This window comes from Pseudomonas sp. NPDC087639 (assembly GCF_044743385.1).
Lineage (GTDB): Bacteria > Pseudomonadota > Gammaproteobacteria > Pseudomonadales > Pseudomonadaceae > Aquipseudomonas.
Genome location: NZ_JBIUWI010000003.1, coordinates 104,869 through 126,850 on the forward strand (window position 1 = coordinate 104,869; position 21,982 = coordinate 126,850).

Here is a 21,982-nt window from a genome sequence, read left to right on the forward strand (position 1 = left end):
AATAAAAAATCCCGGTATTGTCCGCCTCACGCCAGCGATATCACTTCACTGGCACACGTATTAGATGCCGTCGCCATCAGCGACCGTGATTTTCGATAAGGACACTGCATGAAAAAGGTTCTGTTGTTTACCGCATTGGCGGCTGCTCTGACGGCTTCCCTGGCCCAGGCCGGCGAGAAACTTGTCGTCGCGGCGACCCCGGTGCCGCACGCTGAAATTCTTGAGCTGATCAAGCCGACCCTCGCCAAAGAAGGCGTGGATCTGCAAATCAAAGTCTTCACCGACTACGTGCAGCCGAACGTACAGGTGGGCGAAAAGCGTCTGGATGCCAACTACTTCCAGACCCTGCCGTACCTGAACAGCTTCAACCAGGGCAAATACAAGGACGACAAGTCCAAGTACCTGGTGACTGTGCAAGGCGTGCACGTTGAACCGTTCGGTGGCTACTCGAGCAAGTACAAGACGCTGGCTGAACTGCCGGACGGCGCAACCATCGCCATCCCGAACGAAGGCAGCAACAGCGGCCGCGCTCTGATCCTGCTGCAGAAGGCTGGCCTGATCGAACTGAAAGACCCGAAAAACGCCCTGGCAACGCCGAAAGACATCGCCAAGAACCCGCACAACTTCAAGTTCAAGGAACTGGAATCGGCGCTGCTGCCACGCGTTCTGAAGGAAGTTGATCTGGACATGATCAACACCAACTACGCGCTGGAAGCCGGTTTGAACCCGACCAAGGATGCGCTGGTGATCGAAGGTGCTGATTCGCCTTACGTGAACTTCCTCGTTGCCCGTGAGGACAACAAGAACAGCGACGCCATCCAGAAACTGGCCAAAGCCCTGACCAGCCCGGAAGTCAAAGCGTTCATCGAGAAGAAGTACAACGGCGCAGTACTGCCGGCGTTCTGATCTGACGCTTGAGTGAAGCCCTTCAAGGTGTGAAAACGCCGATGGCCAGCGATGGTCATCGGCGTTTTTGTGTGTGCGTTGGAAAAGCCCCTCACCCTAACCCTCTCCCAGAGGGAGAGGGGACTGATCGGGGGATGCTGTAGAAGTACGCCGACGTGAAAGATTTCTGCTGAATCCATAATCGACTCGATCTTTCAGGTCGATGTAAAACGCCAGACACCTCGGTCGGCCCCCTCTCCCTCCGGGAGAGGGCTGGGGTGAGGGTGCTGTTGATCTTGACCTCAGGCCACCTGAGCCTTCAGCGCGCGGCGCAACGCCATAAGCAATTTCACGATGTCCTGCGGATCCAGTCGCTGCGGCACTTTTACGTCCATGTTCTCTTCCTTGTAATGGTTCGGCCGGGGGAGTCTGGCCAAAAGCTGTTCGTCCTTGGAGGGCTTTCATGAAAAAAAGATCCTTCCTACAGCGAAAGGAAAAATAGCCTTCTTATTCCTTCCCGGCAAACCCACAGGATAGTTTTTTGGGTGATATCAATATGCTTTAACGGTATTTAAATTCTCGTTTTTATACCTATAAAGTCGCTTCCTGCCGGGCAGTTATCCGCTGTCCATGGACTGCACCACCGTCGCTTACCGAGCGGCGTACAGGACGTTTCATGACCTTCGATTACGCTTTTATGCTCAGCACCCTGCCGGCGTTTCTCAAAGCCGTGGGCGTGACGCTGCAGGTCGGTTTGATCGCCATTGGCACCTCGCTGCTGGTGGCGCTGCTCAATGCGACGATTCTGGTGTTCCGCACGCCTTACTTGCAGCGCGCCGTCGGCCTGTATGTGGAGCTGGCGCGCAACACGCCGTTGCTGATCCAGTTGTTCTTCGTTTATTTCGCCTTGCCGGCGCTGGGGATCAAAGTCTCCGGCTTCACCGCCGCGATCATCACCATGACCTTCCTCGGTGGCGCCTATCTCACCGAAGTGCTGCGTGCGGGCGTCGATGCGGTGCCGCAGGCGCAACTGGAATCGGGCCGCTCCATCGGCCTGTCCCACGGCCAGTTGTTGCGCTACGTGATCCTGCCGCAAGCGGGGATCCTCAGCCTGCCGTCGCTGTTCGCCAATTTCATTTTCCTGCTGAAGGAAACCACCGTGGTCTCGGCGGTGGCGGTGCCGGAAATCCTCTACACCACCAAGAGCTACATCGCGCTCTACTACAAAACCTACGAAATGCTCGCCGTGCTGACACTGATTTGCGTGCTGCTGTTTTTGCCGCTGTCGCTGTTGCTCAGCCGTCTGGAAAGGAGGCTCCAGCATGGCCAGTTCGGGTCTTGAATTGCTCTGGGTGTCGTTGCCGCAACTGGCAAAAGGCGCCGGGCAAACCTTGTCGATCTCTTTCTTGAGTATCGCTATCAGCACCGTTGGCGGTGTGCTCTACGGCGTATTGCGCACACTCAATGTGACGTGGCTGAACGCGATTCTGCGGGTGTATCTGGAGCTGTTCCGGGCGATTCCGGTGCTGGTCTGGCTGTACTTGCTGTTTTTTGGTCTGCCGATTTTCTTTGGCGTGACCCTGCCGAGCTTCTGGTGCGCGGTGCTGGTGTTGTCGCTGTGGGGCGCCAGCGAAGTGGGTGAAGTGGCGCGCGGCGCATTGCATTCGTTGCCGCGCGGGCAGCGTGAGGCGGGGTTGTCGATTGGCTTGAGCGCCCCGCAGCTCTTCGGTTACGTGCTGCTGCCGCAAGCGCTGAAACGCATGACGCCGCCGACCATCAACGTCTACACGCGAATCATCAAGACCAGTTCGCTGGCGGTGCTGATCGGCGTGGTCGACGTGATCAAGGTCGGCCAGCAGATCATCGAGCGCACCTACGAATCGGTGCTGATCTACGGCGCGCTGTTCCTGTTTTTCTTTTTCATCTGCTACCCGCTCTCGGCCGCCTCGCGCGTGCTGGAGCGGCGCTGGACGCAAGCATGAGTGCATTGATCGAGTTTCACGGTTTCAACAAATTCTACGGCGAGCAACAGGTGCTCAGCGGCGTCGACCTGCACGTGCAGTCAGGCGAAGTGATCGTCATCCTGGGCCCCAGCGGTTGCGGCAAAAGCACTTTGCTGCGTTGCCTCAACGGTCTGGAAAGCGCTCACAGCGGCAGCCTGAAATTTGCCGGGCGCGAACTGCTGGACAAGACCACCGACTGGCGCGAAGTGCGCCAGCAGATCGGCATGGTGTTCCAGAGTTATCACCTGTTCCCGCACATGAGTGTGCTCGACAACGTGCTGCTCGGCCCGCTCAAAGTGCAGAAGCGTCAGCGCCGCGAAGCGCAGCAACAAGCCGAAGCCTTGCTTGATCGCGTCGGTCTGGCGGACAAGCGTGATGCTTATCCAAGACAGCTCTCCGGTGGTCAGCAACAACGCATCGCCATCATCCGTTCGCTGTGCATGAACCCACGGGTGATGCTCTTCGACGAGGTCACCGCCGCCCTCGATCCAGAGATGGTCAAGGAAGTGCTGCAAGTGATTCAGGGCCTGGCCCGCGAGGGCATGACCCTGTTGATCGTCACCCATGAAATGGCCTTCGCCCGCGCGGTGGCCGACCGCATCGTGTTCATGGATGCCGGGCGCATCCTTGAACAGACCCCGCCCGAGATTTTCTTTACGAACCCGCAAACCGCACGCGCGCAGCAGTTTCTGGAGAAGTTCTCCTTCGTTGCAACACTGCCAAAAACGAATCCGACAAAGGAACTGGAACTGCTATGAAAACTGCCGCTTTTTTACTGCCACTCCTCAGCCTCGCATTGCTCGCCGGCTGCAATAAAACCGAAGAACCGCCAAAGCCCAAAGTCGCCAGCGAAAGCACCGCGCCGGCCGGTTATCTGGACAAGATCAAAGCACGCGACAAACTGATCGTCGGCGTCTTTACCGACAAGCCGCCGTTCGGCTTCGTCGATGAGGCAGGGCGCTATGTGGGTTTCGATACCGACATCGGCCGCCAATTCGCCAAGGATCTGCTCGGCGACGAGAACAAGGTCGAGTTCGTCGCGGTGGAACCGGCGAGCCGCATTCCCTTCCTGCAAAGCGACAAGGTCGACCTGATCCTCGCCAACATGACCGTGACGCCGGAGCGCAAGGAAGCGGTGGAATTCACCAATCCGAACCTCAAGGTGGCGGTGCAGGCACTGGTGCCGCAGAACAGCTCAGTGAAAAACCTCGATGGCCTGGCGACTCGCACCACCATCGTTACCACGGGTACGACGGCGGATATCTGGCTGACCAAGAATCACCCGGACTGGAAGCTGCTGAAGTTCGAGAAAAACTCCGAGTCGCTGCAAGCCCTGGCCAATGGCCGTGGCGACGCCTATGCGCAGGACAATCTGGTGCTGTTCAGCTGGGCCAAGCAGAACCCCGGCTATCGCGTGCTGGAGGAAAAGCTCGGGGCCGAAGCGCCGATTGCGCCGGCGGTGAAGAAGGGCAACATCGAGTTGCGTGACTGGGTGAATACCGAATTGGCCAAACTGGGTGAAGAGAAATATCTGCTCAAGCTGTACGACCAATATGTGCGTAAAGAATTGAGTGATGACACCAAGCCTGAGAGCGTGATTGTTGAGGGTGGCAAGTGGCAGGGGTGAGTGCCTGGTAGATCGGCGGTGAGACTTTCCCCTCACCCCAGCCCTCTCCCGGAGGGAGAGGGGGCCGACCGAGTTGTCTTGCGTCGAACATCGACCTGAAATACCGAGTCGATTCTGGATCCGGTACAGCATGATCAGGTCGGCGTATCTCTGAAGCATCCCCCAATCAGTCCCCTCTCCCCCCGGGAGAGGGTTAGGGTGAGGGGCTTTTGGCCGGACGCCTCACTCAGTCAGGCCAATTCCACGCCGGCTCATCCAGCACCCGCTGGCCGACAATCCCGGTCTGCCCCAGCGTCTTCTCCAGCACGATGCAATTGCACTCCGGGTCTTCCTGCAACGCCGAAATCAAGCGCCGAGCATGGGACACCACCCACACCTGACACTCCTGCGAGGCGCGAATGATCAACCGCGCCAATGCCGGCAACAGATCCGGGTGCAGACTGGTTTCCGGTTCGTTCAGCACCATGAGCGACGGCGGTCGTGGCGTCAGCAGTGCGGCAATCAGCAGCAGATAGCGCAACGTGCCATCCGACAGCTCTGCCGCCGAAAGCGGTCGCAGCAACCCTTCCTGATAAAACTCGATGGCAAAGCGTCCGCCGGATTGCGGTTCGATGCGCAGTCGTGCGCCGGGGAACGCATCGCTGACCGCCGTATGCAACGCTTCGGGGTCACCGATTTCAATGATGGTTTGCAACGCTGCCGCCAGATCCCGCCCATCGTGATGCAACACTGGTGTGCGCGTGCCTAGTTGCGGCTGGCGCACCGGGGCGTCGGCGTCGCTGCGAAAGTGATCGTAGAAGCGCCAGCGGCGGATGAATTCGCGCATCTGGAACACTTCCGGTGAACTGCGCAAGCTGCCGACTTGATCGAACAGGCTGTCGAAGTTCGGCGTGTGTTGCGCCAGCACATCCCATTTGCGCTCGGCGCGAGCGCGGATCATCGGCCCGTCGCGATCCACCAGCAGGCTGGCCGGGCGATAGAGCGGCCCGGCCCAGATGCATTCGCGTTTGACTTGCGGATCAAGGCTGAAAAGCGAGGGCATCGGCTGTGCGTGCTCGGGCAACATGAAATGGCCGTTGGATTCGGGCAACCCCAGGCTGATCGAATAACTGAAATCCTCCCCGGCAAACCCCAGGCGCAAACGCTTCACGCCCTGGCGCACCGTCGGCTCGATCGCCACCTCTCCGTTGCGCATGCGTCGACTGATGGTTTCCGGACCGGCCCAGAAGGTCGAGTCCAGCCCGCCCTCACGAGCGAGCGCATTGACCACGCCGCCCTGTGCGGTCTCCGCCAACAGGCGCAAGGCCCGATAGAGGTTGGACTTGCCGCTGCCGTTGGGGCCGGTGATCAGGTTCAGTCGGCCCAACGGGATTACCAATTTATTGATCGAGCGGTAATTGGCCACCGCGAGGGTCTTGAGCATGAAAATCCTTCTCTTTAATGTCGTGTTCCCCAAGGCGAACGTTGAACCCTGTTCTAAGCTCACAGTCGTATCGTCACTTGCACGTTCGTACAAAGGAAGGAGTCTGCATGGCGAGTCCCGGATTGAAAACAGTGGTCATGCTGGGCCTGTTCACTTTGCTCGCCGCCTGTGGCGAGGAAAAAGCCCCGCAGGAGTACCTGCCACGGGTCTTTGTGCAAGAGGTCAAGCCCGCGGATTACGCGGCTGCCGTGACCCTCACCGGTGACGTGCAGGCCCGCGTGCAGACTGAATTGTCGTTCCGCGTTGGCGGCAAGATCATTCAGCGCATGGTCGATGTCGGTGACCGTGTCACGGCCAGGCAAGTGCTGGCCAAACTCGATCCCAAGGATTTGCAGACCAACGTCGACTCGGCTCAAGCTCAAGTCGTCGCCGAACAGGCGCGGGTCAAGCAGACTGCGGCGGCATTCGTGCGCCAGCAAAAACTGTTGCCCAAGGGTTACACCAGCCAGAGCGAATACGATTCCGCCCAGGCGGCGTTGCGCAGTAGCCAAAGCGCATTGAGCGCCGCTCAGGCGCAACTGGCCAACGCCAAGGATCAGCTCAGCTATACCTCGCTGATTGCCGATGCCCCAGGGATCATCACCGAGCGTCAGGCCGAGGTCGGCCAGGTGGTACAGGCCACCGCACCGATTTTCAGTCTGGCCCGTGACGGCGACCGTGATGCGGTGTTCAACGTGTACGAATCGCTGCTGGCCGAGCGGCCGTCAGATCGCTCGATTGTGGTCAGCCTGCTCGACAACCCCAACATCAAAACCACCGGCACCGTGCGCGAAATCACCCCAGCGGTGTCTGCGCAGTCCGGTACCGTGCAAGTCAAAGTCACCCTCGACAAACTGCCGCCGGGCATGCAGCTCGGTTCGGTAGTCAGCGCCACCGCCAAAGGCACCGGCAAATCAGCGGTCGAGCTGCCATGGTCGGCCCTGACCAAAAACGTCAGCGACCCCGCCGTGTGGATGGTCGATGAGCAGGGGCTGGTGCAATTGCACACGGTCACGGTCGGGCGCTATCTGACCGGCAAAGTCATCATCAGCGAAGGCCTCAAGGGCGGCGAGAAAGTCGTCGTCGCCGGCGGGCAGTTGTTGCACCCGGGCATTAAAGTCGAGATCGCCGAAAACACTTATAAAGATCTGCAACCGGGAGCACAGCCATGAGGCGTCTGGGGCTGTTGTCCGTGACTGTGTTGTTGGCCGCCTGCTCGAAAAACGAACCGCCGCCGGAGCCGGTGCGGCCGGTGCTGTCGATCAAGGTCCAGGCGCTGAACGAGGAAACCCTCGGCCGTTTCGCCGGCAGCATTCAGGCGCGCTACGAGAGCAACACCGGTTTCCGTGTCGGCGGGCGCATCGCCAGCCGCAACGTCGACGTCGGTGCCGAAGTCGAGAAGGGCACGCTGCTCGCCACGCTCGACCCCTCCGACCAACAGAACCAGTTGCGCTCTGCCCAAGGCGATCTGGCCAGGGTTCAGGCGCAACTGATCAATGCACAGGCCAACGCCCGGCGTCAGCAAGCGCTGTTTGATCGCGGGGTTGGCGCGCAGGCACAACTGGACATCGCCACCACTGATTTGAAAACTACCCAGGCCTCGCTGGAGCAGGCGCGGGCGGCGGTCAACCAGAGCAAGGATCAACTCGACTACACCCAGTTGCGTTCCGACCACAAAGCCGTGGTCACCGCGTGGAACGCCGAAGCCGGGCAAGTGGTCACTGCCGGCCAGCAAGTGGTGACGCTGGCGCAACCGGACATCAAGGAAGCCGTGATCGATCTGCCGGACACACTGGTCGATCAGATCCCCAGCGACGTGGTGTTTCTGGTGGCCGCGCAACTCGATCCGAGCATTAACACCACAGCGACCATCCGCGAAATCGAACCGCAGGCGCAAAGTGCGACGCGTACCCGTCGCGCCCGTTTGACCCTGGCCGACACGCCGCCCGGGTTCCGTCTCGGCACGGCGATCAGCGTGACCCTCAGTTCGGCGATCAAGCCGCGCATCGAATTGCCCGCCACGGCGATACAGGAGGTCGACGGTAAAACGCGGATCTGGGTAGTCGATACCCAAAACAAAACCGTCAACCCGCGCGACGTCAGCGTGATCAGCCGCACCGATGGCACTGTGGTGCTGGCCGGCGGTGTGAAGAACGGCGAGCAGGTGGTCAGCGCCGGCGTGAACAGCCTCAAACCCGGACAATCCGTGAAACTTGACGAGGACAGTCAATGAAAGGCTCTTTCAACCTCTCCGAATGGGCCCTCAAGCATCAGTCGTTCGTCTGGTATCTGATGTTCGTTGCACTGCTGATGGGGGTGTTTTCTTACTTCAATCTGGGCCGTGAAGAAGATCCGTCATTCACCATCAAGACCATGGTGATCCAGACCAAGTGGCCGGGCGCGACCCAAGAGGAGACCCTCAAGCAAGTCACTGACCGCATCGAGAAAAAACTCGAAGAACTGGATTCGCTCGACTACGTGAAAAGCTACACCCGCCCCGGCGAATCGACGGTGTATGTGTACCTGCGCGACACCACCAGCGCCAAGGACATCCCGCAAATCTGGTATCAGGTGCGCAAGAAGATCGACGATATTCGCGGGCAGTTTCCCAAGGGCATTCAAGGGCCGGGATTCAATGACGAGTTCGGTGACGTCTACGGCTCGGTGTACGCGTTTACCGCCGACGGCCTGACCATGCGCCAGTTGCGCGACTACGTGGAGCAGGCGCGCGCCGAGATCCGCAATGTGCCGGGGCTGGGCAAGATCGAGATGGTCGGCCAGCAGGACGAAGTGATTTATCTGAACTTCTCCACGCGCAAACTGGCGGCGCTGGGCATCGATCAGCGCCAAGTGGTGCAGAGCCTGCAATCGCAGAACGCGGTGACACCCGCCGGGGTGATCGAGGCCGGGCCGGAGCGGATTTCCGTGCGCACGTCGGGGCAGTTCGCCTCGGAGAAGGATCTGGCCGAGGTCAATCTCAAGCTCAATGACCGCTTCTATCGTCTGGCCGACATTGCCGATATCAGTCGCGGTTACGTCGATCCGGCTACGCCGGAGTTCCGTTTTGATGGCAAACCGGCGATCGGTCTGGCGATTGCCATGCAGAAGGGCGGCAACGTTCAGGAATTCGGTAAAGCGCTGCACGCGCGCATCGATCAACTCACCGCCGACTTGCCGATAGGCGTTGGTGTACACACGGTTTCCGATCAGGCCGTGGTGGTGGAAGAGGCCGTCGGCGGCTTCACCAGCGCCTTGTTCGAGGCGGTGATTATCGTCTTGGTGGTGAGCTTCATCAGCCTCGGCGTACGTGCCGGGCTGGTGGTGGCGTGCTCGATTCCGCTGGTGCTGGCGATGGTGTTTGTGTTCATGGAATACAGCGGCATTACCATGCAGCGGATTTCCCTTGGCGCATTGATCATCGCCCTCGGCCTGTTGGTCGATGACGCGATGATCACCGTGGAGATGATGGTCACACGCCTGGAAATGGGCGAGACCCGGGAGCAGGCGGCGACGTTCGCCTACACCTCGACGGCGTTCCCGATGCTCACCGGTACGCTGGTGACGGTCGCCGGTTTTGTGCCCATCGGCCTCAACGCCAGTTCGGCGGGTGAATACACCTTCACGCTGTTTGCGGTCATCGCCGTGGCGATGTTGGTGTCGTGGGTGGTGGCGGTGTTCTTTGCGCCGGTGATCGGCGTGCACATCCTCAGCGCCAACGTGAAACCCCATGCGGCCGAGCCCGGGCGCGTCGGTCGTGCGTTCAACCATGGTCTGTTGTGGTCGATGCGCAACCGCTGGTGGGCGATTGGCATTACGGTCGTGTGCTTTGTGCTGGCGGTGTTTTGCATGCGCTTTGTGCAGAACCAGTTTTTCCCGTCCTCGGATCGCCCGGAAATTCTGGTCGACCTGAACCTGCCGCAAAACGCTTCCATCGACGAAACCCGCAAGGCCGTCGACAAGCTGGAGGAAACCCTCAAGGGTGATCCGGACATCGTGCGCTGGAGCACTTACATCGGCCAGGGTGCGATCCGTTTCTACCTGCCGCTCGATCAACAATTACAGAACCCGTACTACGCGCAACTGGTCATCGTCAGCAAAGACTTCGAGGCCCGCGAAGCCCTGAGCCAGCGTCTGCGTGAGCGTTTGCACAAGGACTTCGTCGGTATCGGCAGTTACGTGCAGGCGTTGGAAATGGGGCCGCCCGTGGGTCGCCCGATCCAGTACCGGGTCAGCGGCAAGGACATCGATCAGGTGCGTAAACACGCCATCGATCTGGCCACCGAACTGGACAAGAACCCGCACATCGGCGAGATCATTTACGACTGGAACGAGCCGGGCAAAGTCCTGCGCATCGACATCGCCCAGGACAAGGCGCGCCAGCTCGGGCTGTCGTCCGAAGACGTGGCGAACCTGATGAACAGCATCGTCAGCGGCTCGCCGTTGACCCAGGTCGATGACGATATCTACCTGATCAACGTGGTCGGTCGCGCCGTGGATTCGGAGCGCGGTACGCCGGAAACCCTGCAGAACCTGCAAATCGTCACGCCGGGCGGCACGTCGATTCCGCTGCTGGCGTTCGCCACCGTGCGTTATGAACTGGAGCAGCCGCTGGTGTGGCGTCGCGACCGTTTGCCGACCATCACCATCAAGGCGTCGGTGCGCGACGAGATTCAGCCGACCGACCTGGTGAAACTGCTCAAACCGGCGATCGATGCCTTCGCCGAAAAACTGCCGGTCGGCTACAAAGTCGCCACTGGCGGTACGGTCGAGGAGAGCGGCAAGGCTCAGGGGCCGATTGCCAAGGTGCTGCCATTGATGCTGTTTTTGATGGCGACTTTCCTGATGATCCAGTTGCACAGCGTGCAGAAGATGTTTCTGGTGGCGAGTGTCGCGCCGCTGGGGCTGATCGGCGTGGTGCTGGCGCTGGTGCCGACCGGTACGCCCATGGGCTTCGTGGCTATCCTGGGGATTCTGGCGCTGATCGGCATCATCATCCGCAACTCGGTGATCCTCGTGACGCAGATCGATGAGTTCGAGAAGAAGGGGCTGGCGCCGTGGGACGCGGTGGTGGAAGCCACTGAACATCGACGCCGGCCGATTCTGCTGACGGCAGCGGCGGCCAGCATGGGCATGATCCCGATTGCCCGGGAAGTGTTCTGGGGGCCGATGGCTTACGCGATGATTGGCGGGATCGTGATTGCGACGCTGCTGACGCTGTTGTTCCTGCCGGCGCTGTACGTGGCCTGGTACAAGATTCGCGAGCCGAAGAAGGACTCAGCCTCATCGAACCATTGATTGTTCCCGTTACACCTTTGGGAACGGTCTGACTTACAACCCCGGTCGATTGCGTTACCGTCCTTCCTCCATTTGGAGGAGGGACGCCCGATGTCGACTGTCGCTTGCTGGCTGCGCCAACTGCTGCTGATGGTCGGCCTGTGCCTGTCGCCCTCATCGGTGGCCGAAACGCTGCTGGAAAATTCGTTATGGCGGGTGCAGATCGATCCGGCGACCCTCGCGGTGCGTGTGACCCCGGCCGACAGCGCGGCCGTGCAGGCATCGACGGGTGTTGATGCGCACAAGGTCAGCCAGTTGCTCAGGCGCGGCAATCGCCTCGACTGGCAATGGGACGATGGCGCCTGGTCGCTCAGCGTTGAACTCGATCAGCGTGACCTGAGTTTCTCGATCACCGCCCGTGATCCCGCTGAACTGGAGTTCCTGCGCCAACCCGGCAGTGCGATGGGTAAAGGACTGATCTGGCCGCTCGCCGAAGGGCATTACGTGCCCCGAGGCGATCCGCTGTGGCAGGCGTTTCTGGTGGATCAGGGCCAGTTCGACAGCACTCAGGATCTGAGCCTGCCGCTGTGGGGTGTCGAGCACGACGGCTTCAGCCTTAGCTGGTTGCTGAGCAATCCCTACAACAACCAACTGCAGTTCAGCGCTGACGGCGACACGCTGGCGTTGGCGGCGCGGCATCAATTCACTTCACTGGCACCGTCGACGCCGCTGACCTTCAGCCTGTTTCTGGGTGACGCTGATCCATTGGCCGGCGCCAAGCGCTATCGGCAATGGCTGATCGATAATGGCCGTTTCGAAACCCTGAGCAGCAAGCTCGAGAACACCCCGCAGGCGCGCAAGTTGCTGGGCGCCAGTCATGTCTATCTGTGGGGCAATGATCTGCTGGGGCAAAAAGATGTGCGCAACTGGCCGGCGCTGCTCGGCAAACTACGTGGCCAAACCAGACTTGCCAGTGCGCTACGGGCCGGGATGGATCGTGAAGCGTTGCAGATGCTCGCCAGCGAAACCGTGCTCAACAGCTATCAGCAGACCGTGCTGTTGCGCGGGATCAACCGCGCGCTGGCCGCTCAGGCGCGCAAAACCTGGCAGGCTCGAGCGGTGCCGGACATGCAGGCATTGGTCAGCGGCTACGCAGCACTGCGCAGCCAATTGGCCACCGATTTCGCGGGTGTCCTGACTGTCGACTCCGAGCGTTGGGGCAGCAGCCTTTCGCTCGATACCATCGAACGGTTGCAGAACGCAGGACTGCCGCGCTTGTGGCTGGGACTCGGCGATGGATGGGAGGGCGGGCTCTGGCATCCGGAGGCGGTTCGCGCGGGCGTGGCGGCAGGGTATCTGATCGCGCCGTATGACTCTTACGAAACGGCGCTGAGCCGTGCCGAGAACCCGGACTGGACCACCGCGCACCTAGGCGACAAGGCCAATGTGGACTGCGCCATCGTGCTGGAAAGCGGCGTGGCGAAAACCGGCTTTCAGCAGTCCGGTCACTACACCGATCCGCGTTGCGTGCGTCCCTTACTTGAGAAACGCATCAAAGCCATCAGCGCCGCCACCGGTTTCAACAGCTGGTTCCTCGATGCCTATGCGGCGGGCATGGTGTTCGACAGCTACCGGCCCGGCGCGACCATGACCCAGGCGCAAAACGCCGAGGGTAACGTTCAGGCCTCACGCTGGATCAACGAAACGCTGCAACTGCCCAGCGGTTCCGAAGACGGTAACGCGACGACGGCTCAAGGCGTGTTGTTCGCCCATGGCATGCAGACACCGGTGATCGGTTGGGGTGACGCCGATATGAGCAAGAACCCCGACTCCGAATACTTCACGGGCAAGTGGTATCCACCCGAGCAACCGGCGGTGTTCTTCAAACCCGTGTCGATCAAAGAATCGTACCGGCGTATTCACTTTGATCCAGCCAGCCGATTGCCGCTGTACCAGGCGGTGTTTCACGGCTCGGTCATCACCAGCCATCACTGGCTGTTCGACAGCCTGAAGCTGAGCAACGTGCAGGTCGAAAACGAACTCACGCAATTGCTCTACAACGTACCGCCGCTGTATCACCTGAGCGCGGCGACGCTAGCGCAACGCTTGCCACTGATTGCGCGTCAGGATGCGTTCTTCCGCCCGCTGCATGAGCGCCTGGCAACGCAGGCACTCACCGGTTTCCAATGGCTGAGCGAGGATCGACGGGTTCAGCAGACGTCCTTTGAGGACGGCACTCGACTGTTGGCCAACTTCGATCAAGCCGCGCGTGACGTGGATGGCCGAACCTTGCCGGGCGAAAGCATCACCGTGCTAACGCCGGACGATGCGGTCAGCCACTATCGGGTGCAGACCTTGCCCTGACTCAGACCTTGCGCCACACGCTGGCCAGCCAGGGCTGCTGTTCGCGTGGCAACCCTGCCGGACGGAAGTAATGTTCCAGTTCGACAAACCCGGCAGCGGTCAACAGACCGCGCCACGCTTGCAGGTCGTGATACGCGCCAAAACGCGATCCGTTCCAGCCCTCCTGGTTATCCCCGCGCGGGTTGGAGCTGAACAGCACACCACCCGGTTTCAGCGTGCTTCGCAGTTGCCCTAAAACCCGTGGCAGTTCCTGCGACGGCACATGAAACAGCACGGCGTTGGCGAAGATCCCGTCGAAGCGCTCTTCAGGCAGATCCAGCTTGAGGAAATCCTGGCACCACACTTCGCAGCCACTGTCCTCGCGGGCCATCTGCGCAAACTTCTCCGAGCCGTCGAGGCCGACCGCGACGTGGCCCATACGCGTGAACACCTGCAAATCCCGCCCTGGCCCACAGCCGAAATCAAGAATGCTGAACGGTGCCACACCCTGAATATGCCGCAACAGTGCGTCGATGTTCTGGCTGACATCGTGATCGCGGGTGCCCTCACGGAAGTCTTCGGCCACCGAGTTGTAGTGGCCGAGCGTGGTGGCGGTGATCTGTTCGAGGTCGGTGGTGGTCTGTTTCATGGTTGGGCTGCGTGGGCGATTGAGATTGGCCGAATATACGCCATGAAAGGAAATGATTGGGTGGCGGCTGCACGCAGGTAGTAGGCCGGTCAATAGGAAAACCGGTACACCCGAAGGTGCCCCACGCACAGCCGCCAAATTTTCAGCTCTTCTTCATCCCCAGACAATCAATCGAACGATCCACCATCGCCTTGGCAATCTCCAGCAAATGCCAGACTGAAAACACCATGGCCCGATCCGCGCCTTTCAAATGATCGCCACATTGATAGGCCGAGACAGAAGCACAGCGCAGAAGATCAGCGAGATAGAGCTGGGCGTCTTCGAAACTGACGTCTTCGCTGACGTTGTAGAAGCGCAGTTCATCAGGCGGGGAGGGTTGCTTGCCGGTGAGGTAGAAATCGATGGCGCGGTACAGCGCGGAGCGGTCTTTGAACTGCTCGTCGGAGGATTCGTTTTCGGTGGTTTTTTCTGAAGGTGGATCGGGGACGATCTTTTTCATAGGTAAAACTCCTAGTGATGATTGGAGCCAACCAAGATCGCGACTAAACGAGCAGGGGTGGCGGCTGCACACAGGTTAGTCGACCGGTCACCAGGCTACCCGGCGCACCCGAAGGTGCCCTGCGCACAGCCACCATTACGATCAGGCAGGAGAAATCACCTGAGACAAGGTGGCGCTGTGCGCCCGGTAGGACCCGGGCGACTAAACCCGATCACTGATGAGCAGTGACGGGCCGAGACTAGCCACCGGATCCGGCAGGCGCAAGCGCTCGGAATGATCTAGGAAATGTCCTGCAAAGGAAAGAGAACAGGCCTGTAGGCTCTCTGATTTTCCTGTACGAAATTTTCCCTTTTCGGTGTGAATCGCTCCTCACGGCAAAGCATAAAACCCCACCGACTGTGCAATACATATGTACCGCACTCTGCGGTTCGCTCCGGGATGTAATGACGCCTGCGCGATAGACGACTATCGCGATGTCTGCCCTGTTTTTTCTTCAGGGGGACTCACTCAAAAAAAGGATTTTTCATGGGCATTGTTCGCAACCCCGGCTCCACCTCGTCGACCCGCCGTCACTCGACGGATGCAACGCCAACCCGTAAAAGAGCCGGCAGTACGCCATCCGGCGACGGGACGCCGGTGAAGATTCACCGCCCTGACGCGGACCTATCAGGCATGGAGGCGGTTTCGCCTGCTGACCCGTCGCCCTCCGTCATCACGATTACTCCGTTGCATTCTGCCCAGGTCACGCCCCTGCATCCGACGATCAAAACACTTGAGCGCTACAGCTTGAGAGCACCGGCCAACTTGCCCGCAGCCAATGCTCAGGGCCTCAGGGTGTTCAAGAACCGAAACTATGTCGATATCGCTCCCGGCGAGATCGTACTGGTCCGGGAAACCGGCATCGCCGGTGAATATCGGGCAGCGCTGGCCTCTGAATCGGCAGCGCGGGGGCCGGCGCTGTTTTTTGATCCGCGCAGCAAGATCTGGTCACTCGAACGGTCTCGGCCTTTGCCCGATCCGGGCAAAGTGATTGATATCGACATTGATCAGCTCATACGTGAGGTCAGAACCGACTATGCCCAAAAAAACCGGGTTCATACCGGTAGCGATGACACGTTGGAGCGCACCGCGGCACTCGAGGGCACGCTGGTTGCACGCGGGTTGAAGCAGTTCCCGATGGAGCAGGCGGTAATGATTCGCTCGGAGTTGCAAGCGGTCGAAAGCATTTTCTCTGAGGCCAGTCACGCCATCGGCCTGCAATATCCCGACGCCGACGGGGTGTACGAAAGCTTCTTTGGCAGCGCTCACCGCGCCGTTACCCAACAATTCGCCGATTCAGTCGCGCGAGGCCTGGCGCTTTCCAGGGAGTACCAAGGGGCTTGGGGGGATGAGAAATTTCTCGGGGTCGATGCGGACACCAATAGCGGGGCATGGATGTACAAGAATGATTTTCACGGTCGGTTCTTTCTTAATCGCAATTACATGCAGCGCGGGACTTTGAGTATTTCCCTGGGCCATGAAATGTTGCACACCAACAGAATCGACCGGTTCCAGAGCATTGGGCCGAATGCAGCGGATTATTTCTATCTGGACAGCCGTCTGGGCCGTTTGCTGGATGGGGATTCGTTGACCGTTTACGACGTTCCTGAGCGCGGTGTCTCCGAGGCGATCATGCGCGGCGGATTGACGGTCGATTATTTGAAGTCTTTTTCGGATGACCACGATGCCTTTTTGTTCGGTGTCGGTGATTACCTGGGAATCGGCGACGACCTGGACCTTCAGGCGGCGGTTGACCTGTTCAATGCAAACCCGCAGATGCGAGCGCACCTGGCGGTGAACAATGCTGACAGTTTGATTTGTGCGGCGAAAAGCATGCAGGTGCTGCATCAAAGCAAAGCCCAATATGCGTGGCTCGACAGCCTGATCGAGGATTAAGCAATATCGCAGCCTTTGCGCTCCCACGCAGGCTGTGATCCCTTGATGGGCTTCAGCGTTTATTCAAACCTCGCGCCAACCGATCCCCACCCAACTGAATCACCGCCACCAACGCCACCAGCAACACAATCACCGTCAGCATGATCTGGCTATCGAACCGCTGATAGCCGTAGCGGTAAGCGATGTCGCCCAAGCCACCGGCGCCGATTGCGCCGGCCATGGCCGAGGAGTTGATCATCGTCACCAGCGTAATGGTGAAACCGCCGACAATCCCCGGCAGCGCTTCCGGCAACAGCACATGCCAGACGATGTGCCAGCGCCGGCAACCCATGGCTTGCGCGGCTTCGATCAGACCGTGATCGACCTCGCGCAGACTCACTTCGGCGATCCGCGCAAAGAACGGCGTCGCGGCGATAGTCAGCGGCACCACAGCAGCCCACACGCCGTAGGTGGTGCCGACGATCAGGCGGGTGAACGGAATCAGCGCGACCATCAGGATCAGAAACGGGATCGAGCGGAACAGGTTCACGAATGCGCCCAATGCGCGATTCAGCACCGGCGCCTGGTAGATCCCGCCCTTGTCGCTGGTGACCAGAATCACCGCCATGGGAATGCCCACCAGCAGCGCGATCAACGACGACACGCCGACCATCAAAAACGTGTCGATAAAACCTTGCAGCAAGCGATCAAACCACATAACCCAGCACCTCCACCCGTTGCGCCCATTGCCCGGCGCGTTCGCGCAATTGCTCGGCGCTCCACGGCGAACCGCTCACGGCAAGTAGCAATTGCCCGAGCGCGTGCCCCTGAATTCTTTCCACGCCGCCCTGGAGCAATTTCACCCGCCCACCGAGGGCTGCAAACAATGCCGCCAGATCCGGCTCATCACTGGCACTGCCGGTGAACTGCAAACGCAGCACCACCGCCGCCCCGGAGGATGATGACTGCACCTGTAAACGGTTCTGCAATTCTTCTGGCAACGCATGTTGCAGCGGCGCGAGCAGCGTCTGGCTGACCTCGTGCTGCGGATTGCCGAACACTTCCCACACCGGACCTTGCTCGACGACATGGCCGTGTTCCAGCACCACTACGCGGTCACAGATGTCGCGGATCACCGCCATCTCGTGAGTGATCAGGACGATGGTCAGGCCCAGACGTTTGTTGATCTCGCGCAGCAGGCCGAGGATCGACTGAGTCGTCTCCGGATCGAGCGCGGAAGTGGCCTCGTCGCAGAGCAAAATATCCGGGTCATGCACTAAGGCGCGGGCGATGCCGACACGCTGTTTCTGGCCGCCGGAAAGCTGCGCCGGATAGGCCTTGTGCTTGGCCTGCAGGCCGACCAGTTCGAGCAGTTCGCGAACCTTTTTTTCGCGTTGTTCTTTTGGCACACCCGCGACTTTCAGCGGCAGTTCGACGTTCTGCCAAACCGTTTTCGCCGACATCAGATTGAAGTGCTGGAAGATCATGCCGATCCGTCGGCGCAGGGCGACCAAGCGGTCTTCATCGAACTCGCCGATGTCCACCTGATCGATCAGCACCCTTCCTGAGGTCGGTTGTTCCAGACGATTGATCGTGCGGATCAGCGACGACTTGCCCGCACCGCTGCGGCCGATGATGCCGAACACTTCGCCGCGCTGGATCGCCAGGTCGATGCCTTGCAGGGCAGCGACCGGGCCTTGCCGGCCTTCGTAGGTTTTGCCTAGGCCGATGAAGCGCACGTGGGCGCGGTTCAGCTTGGGATGCAATTCTGTACGTTCAGCATTCTTTAGCTCTGGAATATCCAGTCGCCGTTGGGTCGCGGCTGTCATGCTCAACTTTCCCACCCGGCCTGATACAGCTTGCCGTGGGCCTTATCCAGTGCCGCGCGGACGGCTGGCGAATGCTGATAGATGTCGACGAATTTGATCAGGCGCGGATCGGTTTTGCTCTTCGGCTGGATCACGAACTGGATCACGTATTCCTTGTGATCGAGGCCGTCGAACAGCAACGCGGAACCGGCATCGAAGGTTTTCGCCAAGCGAATGTAGGCCGGGTAGCCCTGCACCAGATCGGCGTCGTCGTAGGCGCGCACCAGTTGCACGGCTTCGACCTGAAGGATTTTGATTTTCTTTGGATTGGCGACGATGTCGTCTTCGGTGGCCTTGTAGCCGACGCCCGGCTTCAGGGTGATCAGCCCGGCCTTGGCCAGCAGTTGCAGGCCGCGACCGCTGTTGATCGGGTCGTTGGCGATGGCGACGCTGGCGCCTTCAGGCAACTCGTCGAAGCTTTTGTATTTCTTCGAGTAGAGGCCGACGTTGTTGATGATCCCCGGGGCGAATGGCACCAGATCAAAACCGGCGGCAGCCTTGGCGTTCTCCAGGAACGGGATGTGCTGGAAGTAGTTCACGTCGATGTCGCCAGCGGCGAGGCTGACGTTCGGCGCGATCCAGTCGGTGAACTCCACCAGTTCGACGTTCAGGCCTTGCTTGGAGGCTTCTTCGACGGCGGCTTCCAGCGGAATGGCGAAGGCGGCGGTAGTGCCGATTTTCAGCGCAGCGTCGGCGGCGAAGACGGCCGAGCTGAACAGGCCGAGGGCCAGGGCCAGTGCTTTGACTGGGTGGGACAGGAGTTTCTTGGTCATAGTGGTTTTTCCAGTCAGTGCATGAAATGTGTGGTGTCTGGTCGGGCCTCTTCGCGAGCAGGCTCGCTCCCACATTTGGAATGCTTTCCCCTGTGGGAGCGAGCCTGCTCGCGAAGCTTTTAGCGGCGGTACGAAGATCCGATGTGTTGCTCCGGCAACTGTGCCTCGCCGTGAAACAGCTTCTCGCGCAAGCTGCCGCTGTCATACACGGTCTTGTACGACCCACGCCGCTGCAACTCCGGAATCACCCGCTCAATGAAATCGACATAGCTTTCCGGGGTGACGATGCGGGTCAGGTTGAAGCCGTCCAGACCGGTTTCGGCGATCCAGGATTCCAGTTCGTCCGCCACTTGCTCAGGCGAACCGACGACGGTGATATAGCGGCCACCGAGGGCATGCTGGTCGAGCAATTTGCGCCGGGTCCAGTCGTTGTTTTGCAGGTTCTTGGTCGCGGACTGAATGGCGTTGCTCTTCACGTACTGGATCGGTTCGTCGATTTCATACTGCGAAAAGTCGATGCCAGTGGACGCGGAAAAATGCGCCACGCCGGCCTCGGCGCTGGCGTAGCTCGAGTACTCGGCATGCTTGGCCCATGCGGCTTCTTCAGTCTCGCCGACGATGACGTTAAGGCCCATGAACACCTTGATGTCCTCGGGATTGCGCCCGGCCTCGACGGCACTGGCGCGCACCTTGTCCACCTGCACTTTGGTCGACGGTTTGTTCTGGCCGCTGATAAACACGCACTCGGCGTGACGCCCGGCGAACAGCAAACCACGATCAGAACTACCGGCCTGAAACAGCACCGGAGTGCGCTGCGGCGACGGCTCGCAGAGGTGATAACCCTCGACCTGATAGAACTCGCCCTTGTGTTCGACCTTGTGCACTTTTTCCGGTTGGGCGTAGATACGCTGTTCGCGATCATTGAGCACCGCGCCGTTTTCCCAACTGCCTTCCCAGAGTTTGTAGAGCACCTCCAAATACTCGTCGGCCTGATCGTAGCGACGGTCATGCTCGACTTGCTCGCGCAGGCCCATGGCTTTGGCGGCGCTGTCCAGATAGCCGGTAACGATGTTCCAGCCGACGCGACCACGGCTCAAATGATCGAGGGTCGACATGCGTCGGGCGAACAGATACGGCGGCTCGTAAGTGAGGTTGGCGGTCAGGCCGAAACCGAGGTTTTTGGTGACAGCGGCCATCGCCGAAACCAGCAGCAACGGATCGTTGACCGGCAGCTGGATCGACTCTTTCAGGGTGACATCCACCGAGTTCTGATAGACGTCGTACACGCCAACGATGTCGGCGATGAACAAGCCGTCGAACAGCCCGCGCTCCAGCAACTGCGCCAGCTCGGTCCAGTATTCAATGGTGTTGTAGCGAGTCGAGGTGTCGCGCTGATGCGTCCACAAGCCATGGTTGATGTGGCCGATGCAGTTCATGTTGAACGCATTGAGCAGGATTTTTTTCTTCGCCATCAGATGGTCCCCCGCAGCGGCGGTTTTTCATCGTTGAGGTAGTAATTGCCCACCGCGTGATACTTCCAGCGCACCGGGTCGTGCAGGGTGTGCACCCGGGCGTTGCGCCAGTGGCGGTCGAGGCCGTGCTCGATCAGGGTGGCCTGACTGCCGGCCAGTTCGAACAAGGTGCTACCGGCGGCGAGGGAGATTTCCGTGCTGATCGCGCGTGCCTCGGCCACCGCAATCGAGGCGGCGGCGACCGTTTCGGCGTTGCTCTCGGCCTGAGCCTTGTCGAGGAACTCGCCGGAGCGCTCCAGCAGCGCTTCGGTGGCGTGCAGGCGAATGCTCAAGTGGCCAAAGCTTTTCAGCGTCAGCGGGTCTTCGGTGGCTTTGTCGTTGCCGGAGTCGATCCATGGCCGCGTCTTGCTTCGCACAAAGTGCAATGCATCTTCGTAAGCGGCGCGGGCGATGCCGGTGTCGATGGCGGCGTGCAGGATCTGCGCCAGCGGGCCGACGGTGGTCGGACGTTCGAAAGCGCTCTGGAACGGGATCACGTCTTCGGCGGCGACGTACACGTCCTCGAACACCACCGAACCGCTGCCGGTGGTGCGCTGGCCGAAGCCGCTCCAGTCGTCGATCACGGTCAGGCCTTTGCTTTCGCGCGGCACGAACGCCAGTTGCTGCACGCCGTTTTCATCGACCACGGACGTTGGAATGCGCTGCGCGTAAATCGCGCCGGTCGCATAAAACTTGCGACCGTTGATGCGGTAGCCATCGCCGTCGCGCTTGAGGCTGGTGACACGGTCGTGGGCGGTTTTGGTGCCCAGTTCCGCCAGAGCATTACCGAAACGCTGGCCGGCCAATACCTCGGCGTACAGCCGTTGTTTCTGCGCGTGGCTGCCGTTCACCCGTAGCACTTCGAGGGCGTAGAAATGGTTCTGCGGAATCTGCCCGAGAGAGCCGTCAGCCTGAGCGATCAGGGCGATGACTTTGGCCAGGGTCACGTTCGACACGCCAGCGCCGCCGTATTCTTTGGGCACGCTGATGCCCCACAGGCCGGAGCGGGAAAACACGTCGAGTTCCGGCAGCGGCAGGCGACGTTCACGGTCGCGCAGGGCGCTGTCGCGTTTGAAATCTTCGGCCAGATCGCTGGCGACGATCAGGGCTTGCTCATCGCTGGTGATGACCGCGACGGGATGGAAAAGAGTCATGTGTTTCTCCAGAGGTCTGG

18 protein-coding genes are annotated in these 21,982 nt (G+C 60.1%); 10 read left to right on the forward strand and 8 right to left on the reverse strand.

Features of this window, described 5'->3' with window-relative positions:
- Positions 1–108: 108 nt before the first annotated feature.
- The 5 genes from ACIOVB_RS03260 to ACIOVB_RS03280 all read left to right on the forward strand — a co-directional run bounded on the left by ACIOVB_RS03260 (position 109) and on the right by ACIOVB_RS03280 (position 4,515).
- Positions 109–906: a MetQ/NlpA family ABC transporter substrate-binding protein gene (locus ACIOVB_RS03260; RefSeq protein ID WP_401264768.1), complete on the forward strand. Its 798-nt coding sequence runs from the start codon at positions 109–111 to the stop codon at positions 904–906.
- A 655-nt stretch (positions 907–1,561) separates the two neighbouring features.
- Complete coding sequence (locus ACIOVB_RS03265) at positions 1,562–2,227, forward strand: amino acid ABC transporter permease (protein WP_401264769.1); 666 nt, start codon at positions 1,562–1,564, stop codon at positions 2,225–2,227.
- Positions 2,208–2,867 (forward strand): amino acid ABC transporter permease, encoded by a 660-nt coding sequence (locus ACIOVB_RS03270; protein WP_401264771.1) that lies wholly within the window; start codon positions 2,208–2,210, stop codon positions 2,865–2,867. Before ACIOVB_RS03265 ends, ACIOVB_RS03270 begins: the two co-directional genes overlap by 20 nt.
- Positions 2,864–3,646 (forward strand): amino acid ABC transporter ATP-binding protein, encoded by a 783-nt coding sequence (locus tag ACIOVB_RS03275; protein ID WP_401264774.1) that lies wholly within the window; start codon positions 2,864–2,866, stop codon positions 3,644–3,646. The genes ACIOVB_RS03270 and ACIOVB_RS03275 overlap by 4 nt, the downstream gene beginning before the upstream one ends.
- Positions 3,643–4,515 carry a transporter substrate-binding domain-containing protein gene (locus ACIOVB_RS03280; RefSeq protein ID WP_401264777.1) on the forward strand — a complete coding sequence of 291 codons (873 nt, stop codon included), beginning with the start codon at positions 3,643–3,645 and terminating at the stop codon, positions 4,513–4,515. Before ACIOVB_RS03275 ends, ACIOVB_RS03280 begins: the two co-directional genes overlap by 4 nt.
- Before the next feature lie 226 nt (positions 4,516–4,741).
- On the opposite strand, the gene ACIOVB_RS03285 is transcribed toward ACIOVB_RS03280, so the two are convergent.
- On the reverse strand, positions 4,742–5,938 hold the full coding sequence (locus ACIOVB_RS03285; RefSeq protein ID WP_401264779.1) for an AAA family ATPase: 1,197 nt from the start codon (positions 5,936–5,938) through the stop codon (positions 4,742–4,744).
- Between the two features lie 107 nt (positions 5,939–6,045).
- On the opposite strand from ACIOVB_RS03285, the gene ACIOVB_RS03290 reads away from it, so the two are divergent.
- The 4 genes from ACIOVB_RS03290 to ACIOVB_RS03305 all read left to right on the forward strand — a co-directional run bounded on the left by ACIOVB_RS03290 (position 6,046) and on the right by ACIOVB_RS03305 (position 13,615).
- Positions 6,046–7,149: an efflux RND transporter periplasmic adaptor subunit gene (locus ACIOVB_RS03290; RefSeq protein WP_401264782.1), complete on the forward strand. Its 1,104-nt coding sequence runs from the start codon at positions 6,046–6,048 to the stop codon at positions 7,147–7,149.
- Entirely contained in the window at positions 7,146–8,210 is a 1,065-nt protein-coding gene (locus tag ACIOVB_RS03295; RefSeq protein ID WP_401264783.1) for an efflux RND transporter periplasmic adaptor subunit, read from the forward strand. The genes ACIOVB_RS03290 and ACIOVB_RS03295 overlap by 4 nt, the downstream gene beginning before the upstream one ends.
- Entirely contained in the window at positions 8,207–11,272 is a 3,066-nt protein-coding gene (locus ACIOVB_RS03300; protein ID WP_401264785.1) for an efflux RND transporter permease subunit, read from the forward strand. The genes ACIOVB_RS03295 and ACIOVB_RS03300 overlap by 4 nt, the downstream gene beginning before the upstream one ends.
- Positions 11,273–11,362: 90 nt before the next feature.
- On the forward strand, positions 11,363–13,615 hold the full coding sequence (locus ACIOVB_RS03305) for a glycoside hydrolase (protein ID WP_401264788.1): 2,253 nt from the start codon (positions 11,363–11,365) through the stop codon (positions 13,613–13,615).
- 1 nt (position 13,616) lies between these two features.
- Here ACIOVB_RS03305 and ACIOVB_RS03310 read toward each other — a convergent pair whose 3' ends face one another.
- Positions 13,617–14,243: a class I SAM-dependent methyltransferase gene (locus tag ACIOVB_RS03310; RefSeq protein ID WP_401264791.1), complete on the reverse strand. Its 627-nt coding sequence runs from the start codon at positions 14,241–14,243 to the stop codon at positions 13,617–13,619.
- A 142-nt stretch (positions 14,244–14,385) separates the two neighbouring features.
- Positions 14,386–14,742, reverse strand: coding sequence for a DUF6124 family protein (locus ACIOVB_RS03315; protein ID WP_401264792.1), 357 nt, complete (start codon positions 14,740–14,742; stop codon positions 14,386–14,388).
- A gap of 525 nt (positions 14,743–15,267) precedes the next feature.
- Here ACIOVB_RS03315 and ACIOVB_RS03320 point away from each other — a divergent pair.
- Positions 15,268–16,677: a hypothetical protein gene (locus ACIOVB_RS03320; protein WP_401264794.1), complete on the forward strand. Its 1,410-nt coding sequence runs from the start codon at positions 15,268–15,270 to the stop codon at positions 16,675–16,677.
- Between the two features lie 52 nt (positions 16,678–16,729).
- Here the strand turns inward: ACIOVB_RS03320 and ACIOVB_RS03325 are convergent, their stop codons facing one another.
- From ACIOVB_RS03325 to ACIOVB_RS03345, 5 genes are all read right to left on the reverse strand, one after another.
- Complete coding sequence (locus ACIOVB_RS03325; protein WP_064116958.1) at positions 16,730–17,374, reverse strand: methionine ABC transporter permease; 645 nt, start codon at positions 17,372–17,374, stop codon at positions 16,730–16,732.
- On the reverse strand, positions 17,364–18,485 hold the full coding sequence (locus tag ACIOVB_RS03330) for a methionine ABC transporter ATP-binding protein (protein ID WP_401264796.1): 1,122 nt from the start codon (positions 18,483–18,485) through the stop codon (positions 17,364–17,366). Before ACIOVB_RS03330 ends, ACIOVB_RS03325 begins: the two co-directional genes overlap by 11 nt.
- 2 nt (positions 18,486–18,487) lie before the next feature.
- Entirely contained in the window at positions 18,488–19,297 is an 810-nt protein-coding gene (locus ACIOVB_RS03335; RefSeq protein ID WP_401264798.1) for a MetQ/NlpA family ABC transporter substrate-binding protein, read from the reverse strand.
- A gap of 119 nt (positions 19,298–19,416) precedes the next feature.
- Positions 19,417–20,769, reverse strand: coding sequence for an LLM class flavin-dependent oxidoreductase (locus ACIOVB_RS03340; protein ID WP_401264799.1), 1,353 nt, complete (start codon positions 20,767–20,769; stop codon positions 19,417–19,419).
- Positions 20,769–21,962 carry an SfnB family sulfur acquisition oxidoreductase gene (locus ACIOVB_RS03345; RefSeq protein WP_401264801.1) on the reverse strand — a complete coding sequence of 398 codons (1,194 nt, stop codon included), beginning with the start codon at positions 21,960–21,962 and terminating at the stop codon, positions 20,769–20,771. The genes ACIOVB_RS03340 and ACIOVB_RS03345 overlap by 1 nt, the downstream gene beginning before the upstream one ends.
- Between the last annotated feature and the right edge of the window lie 20 nt (positions 21,963–21,982).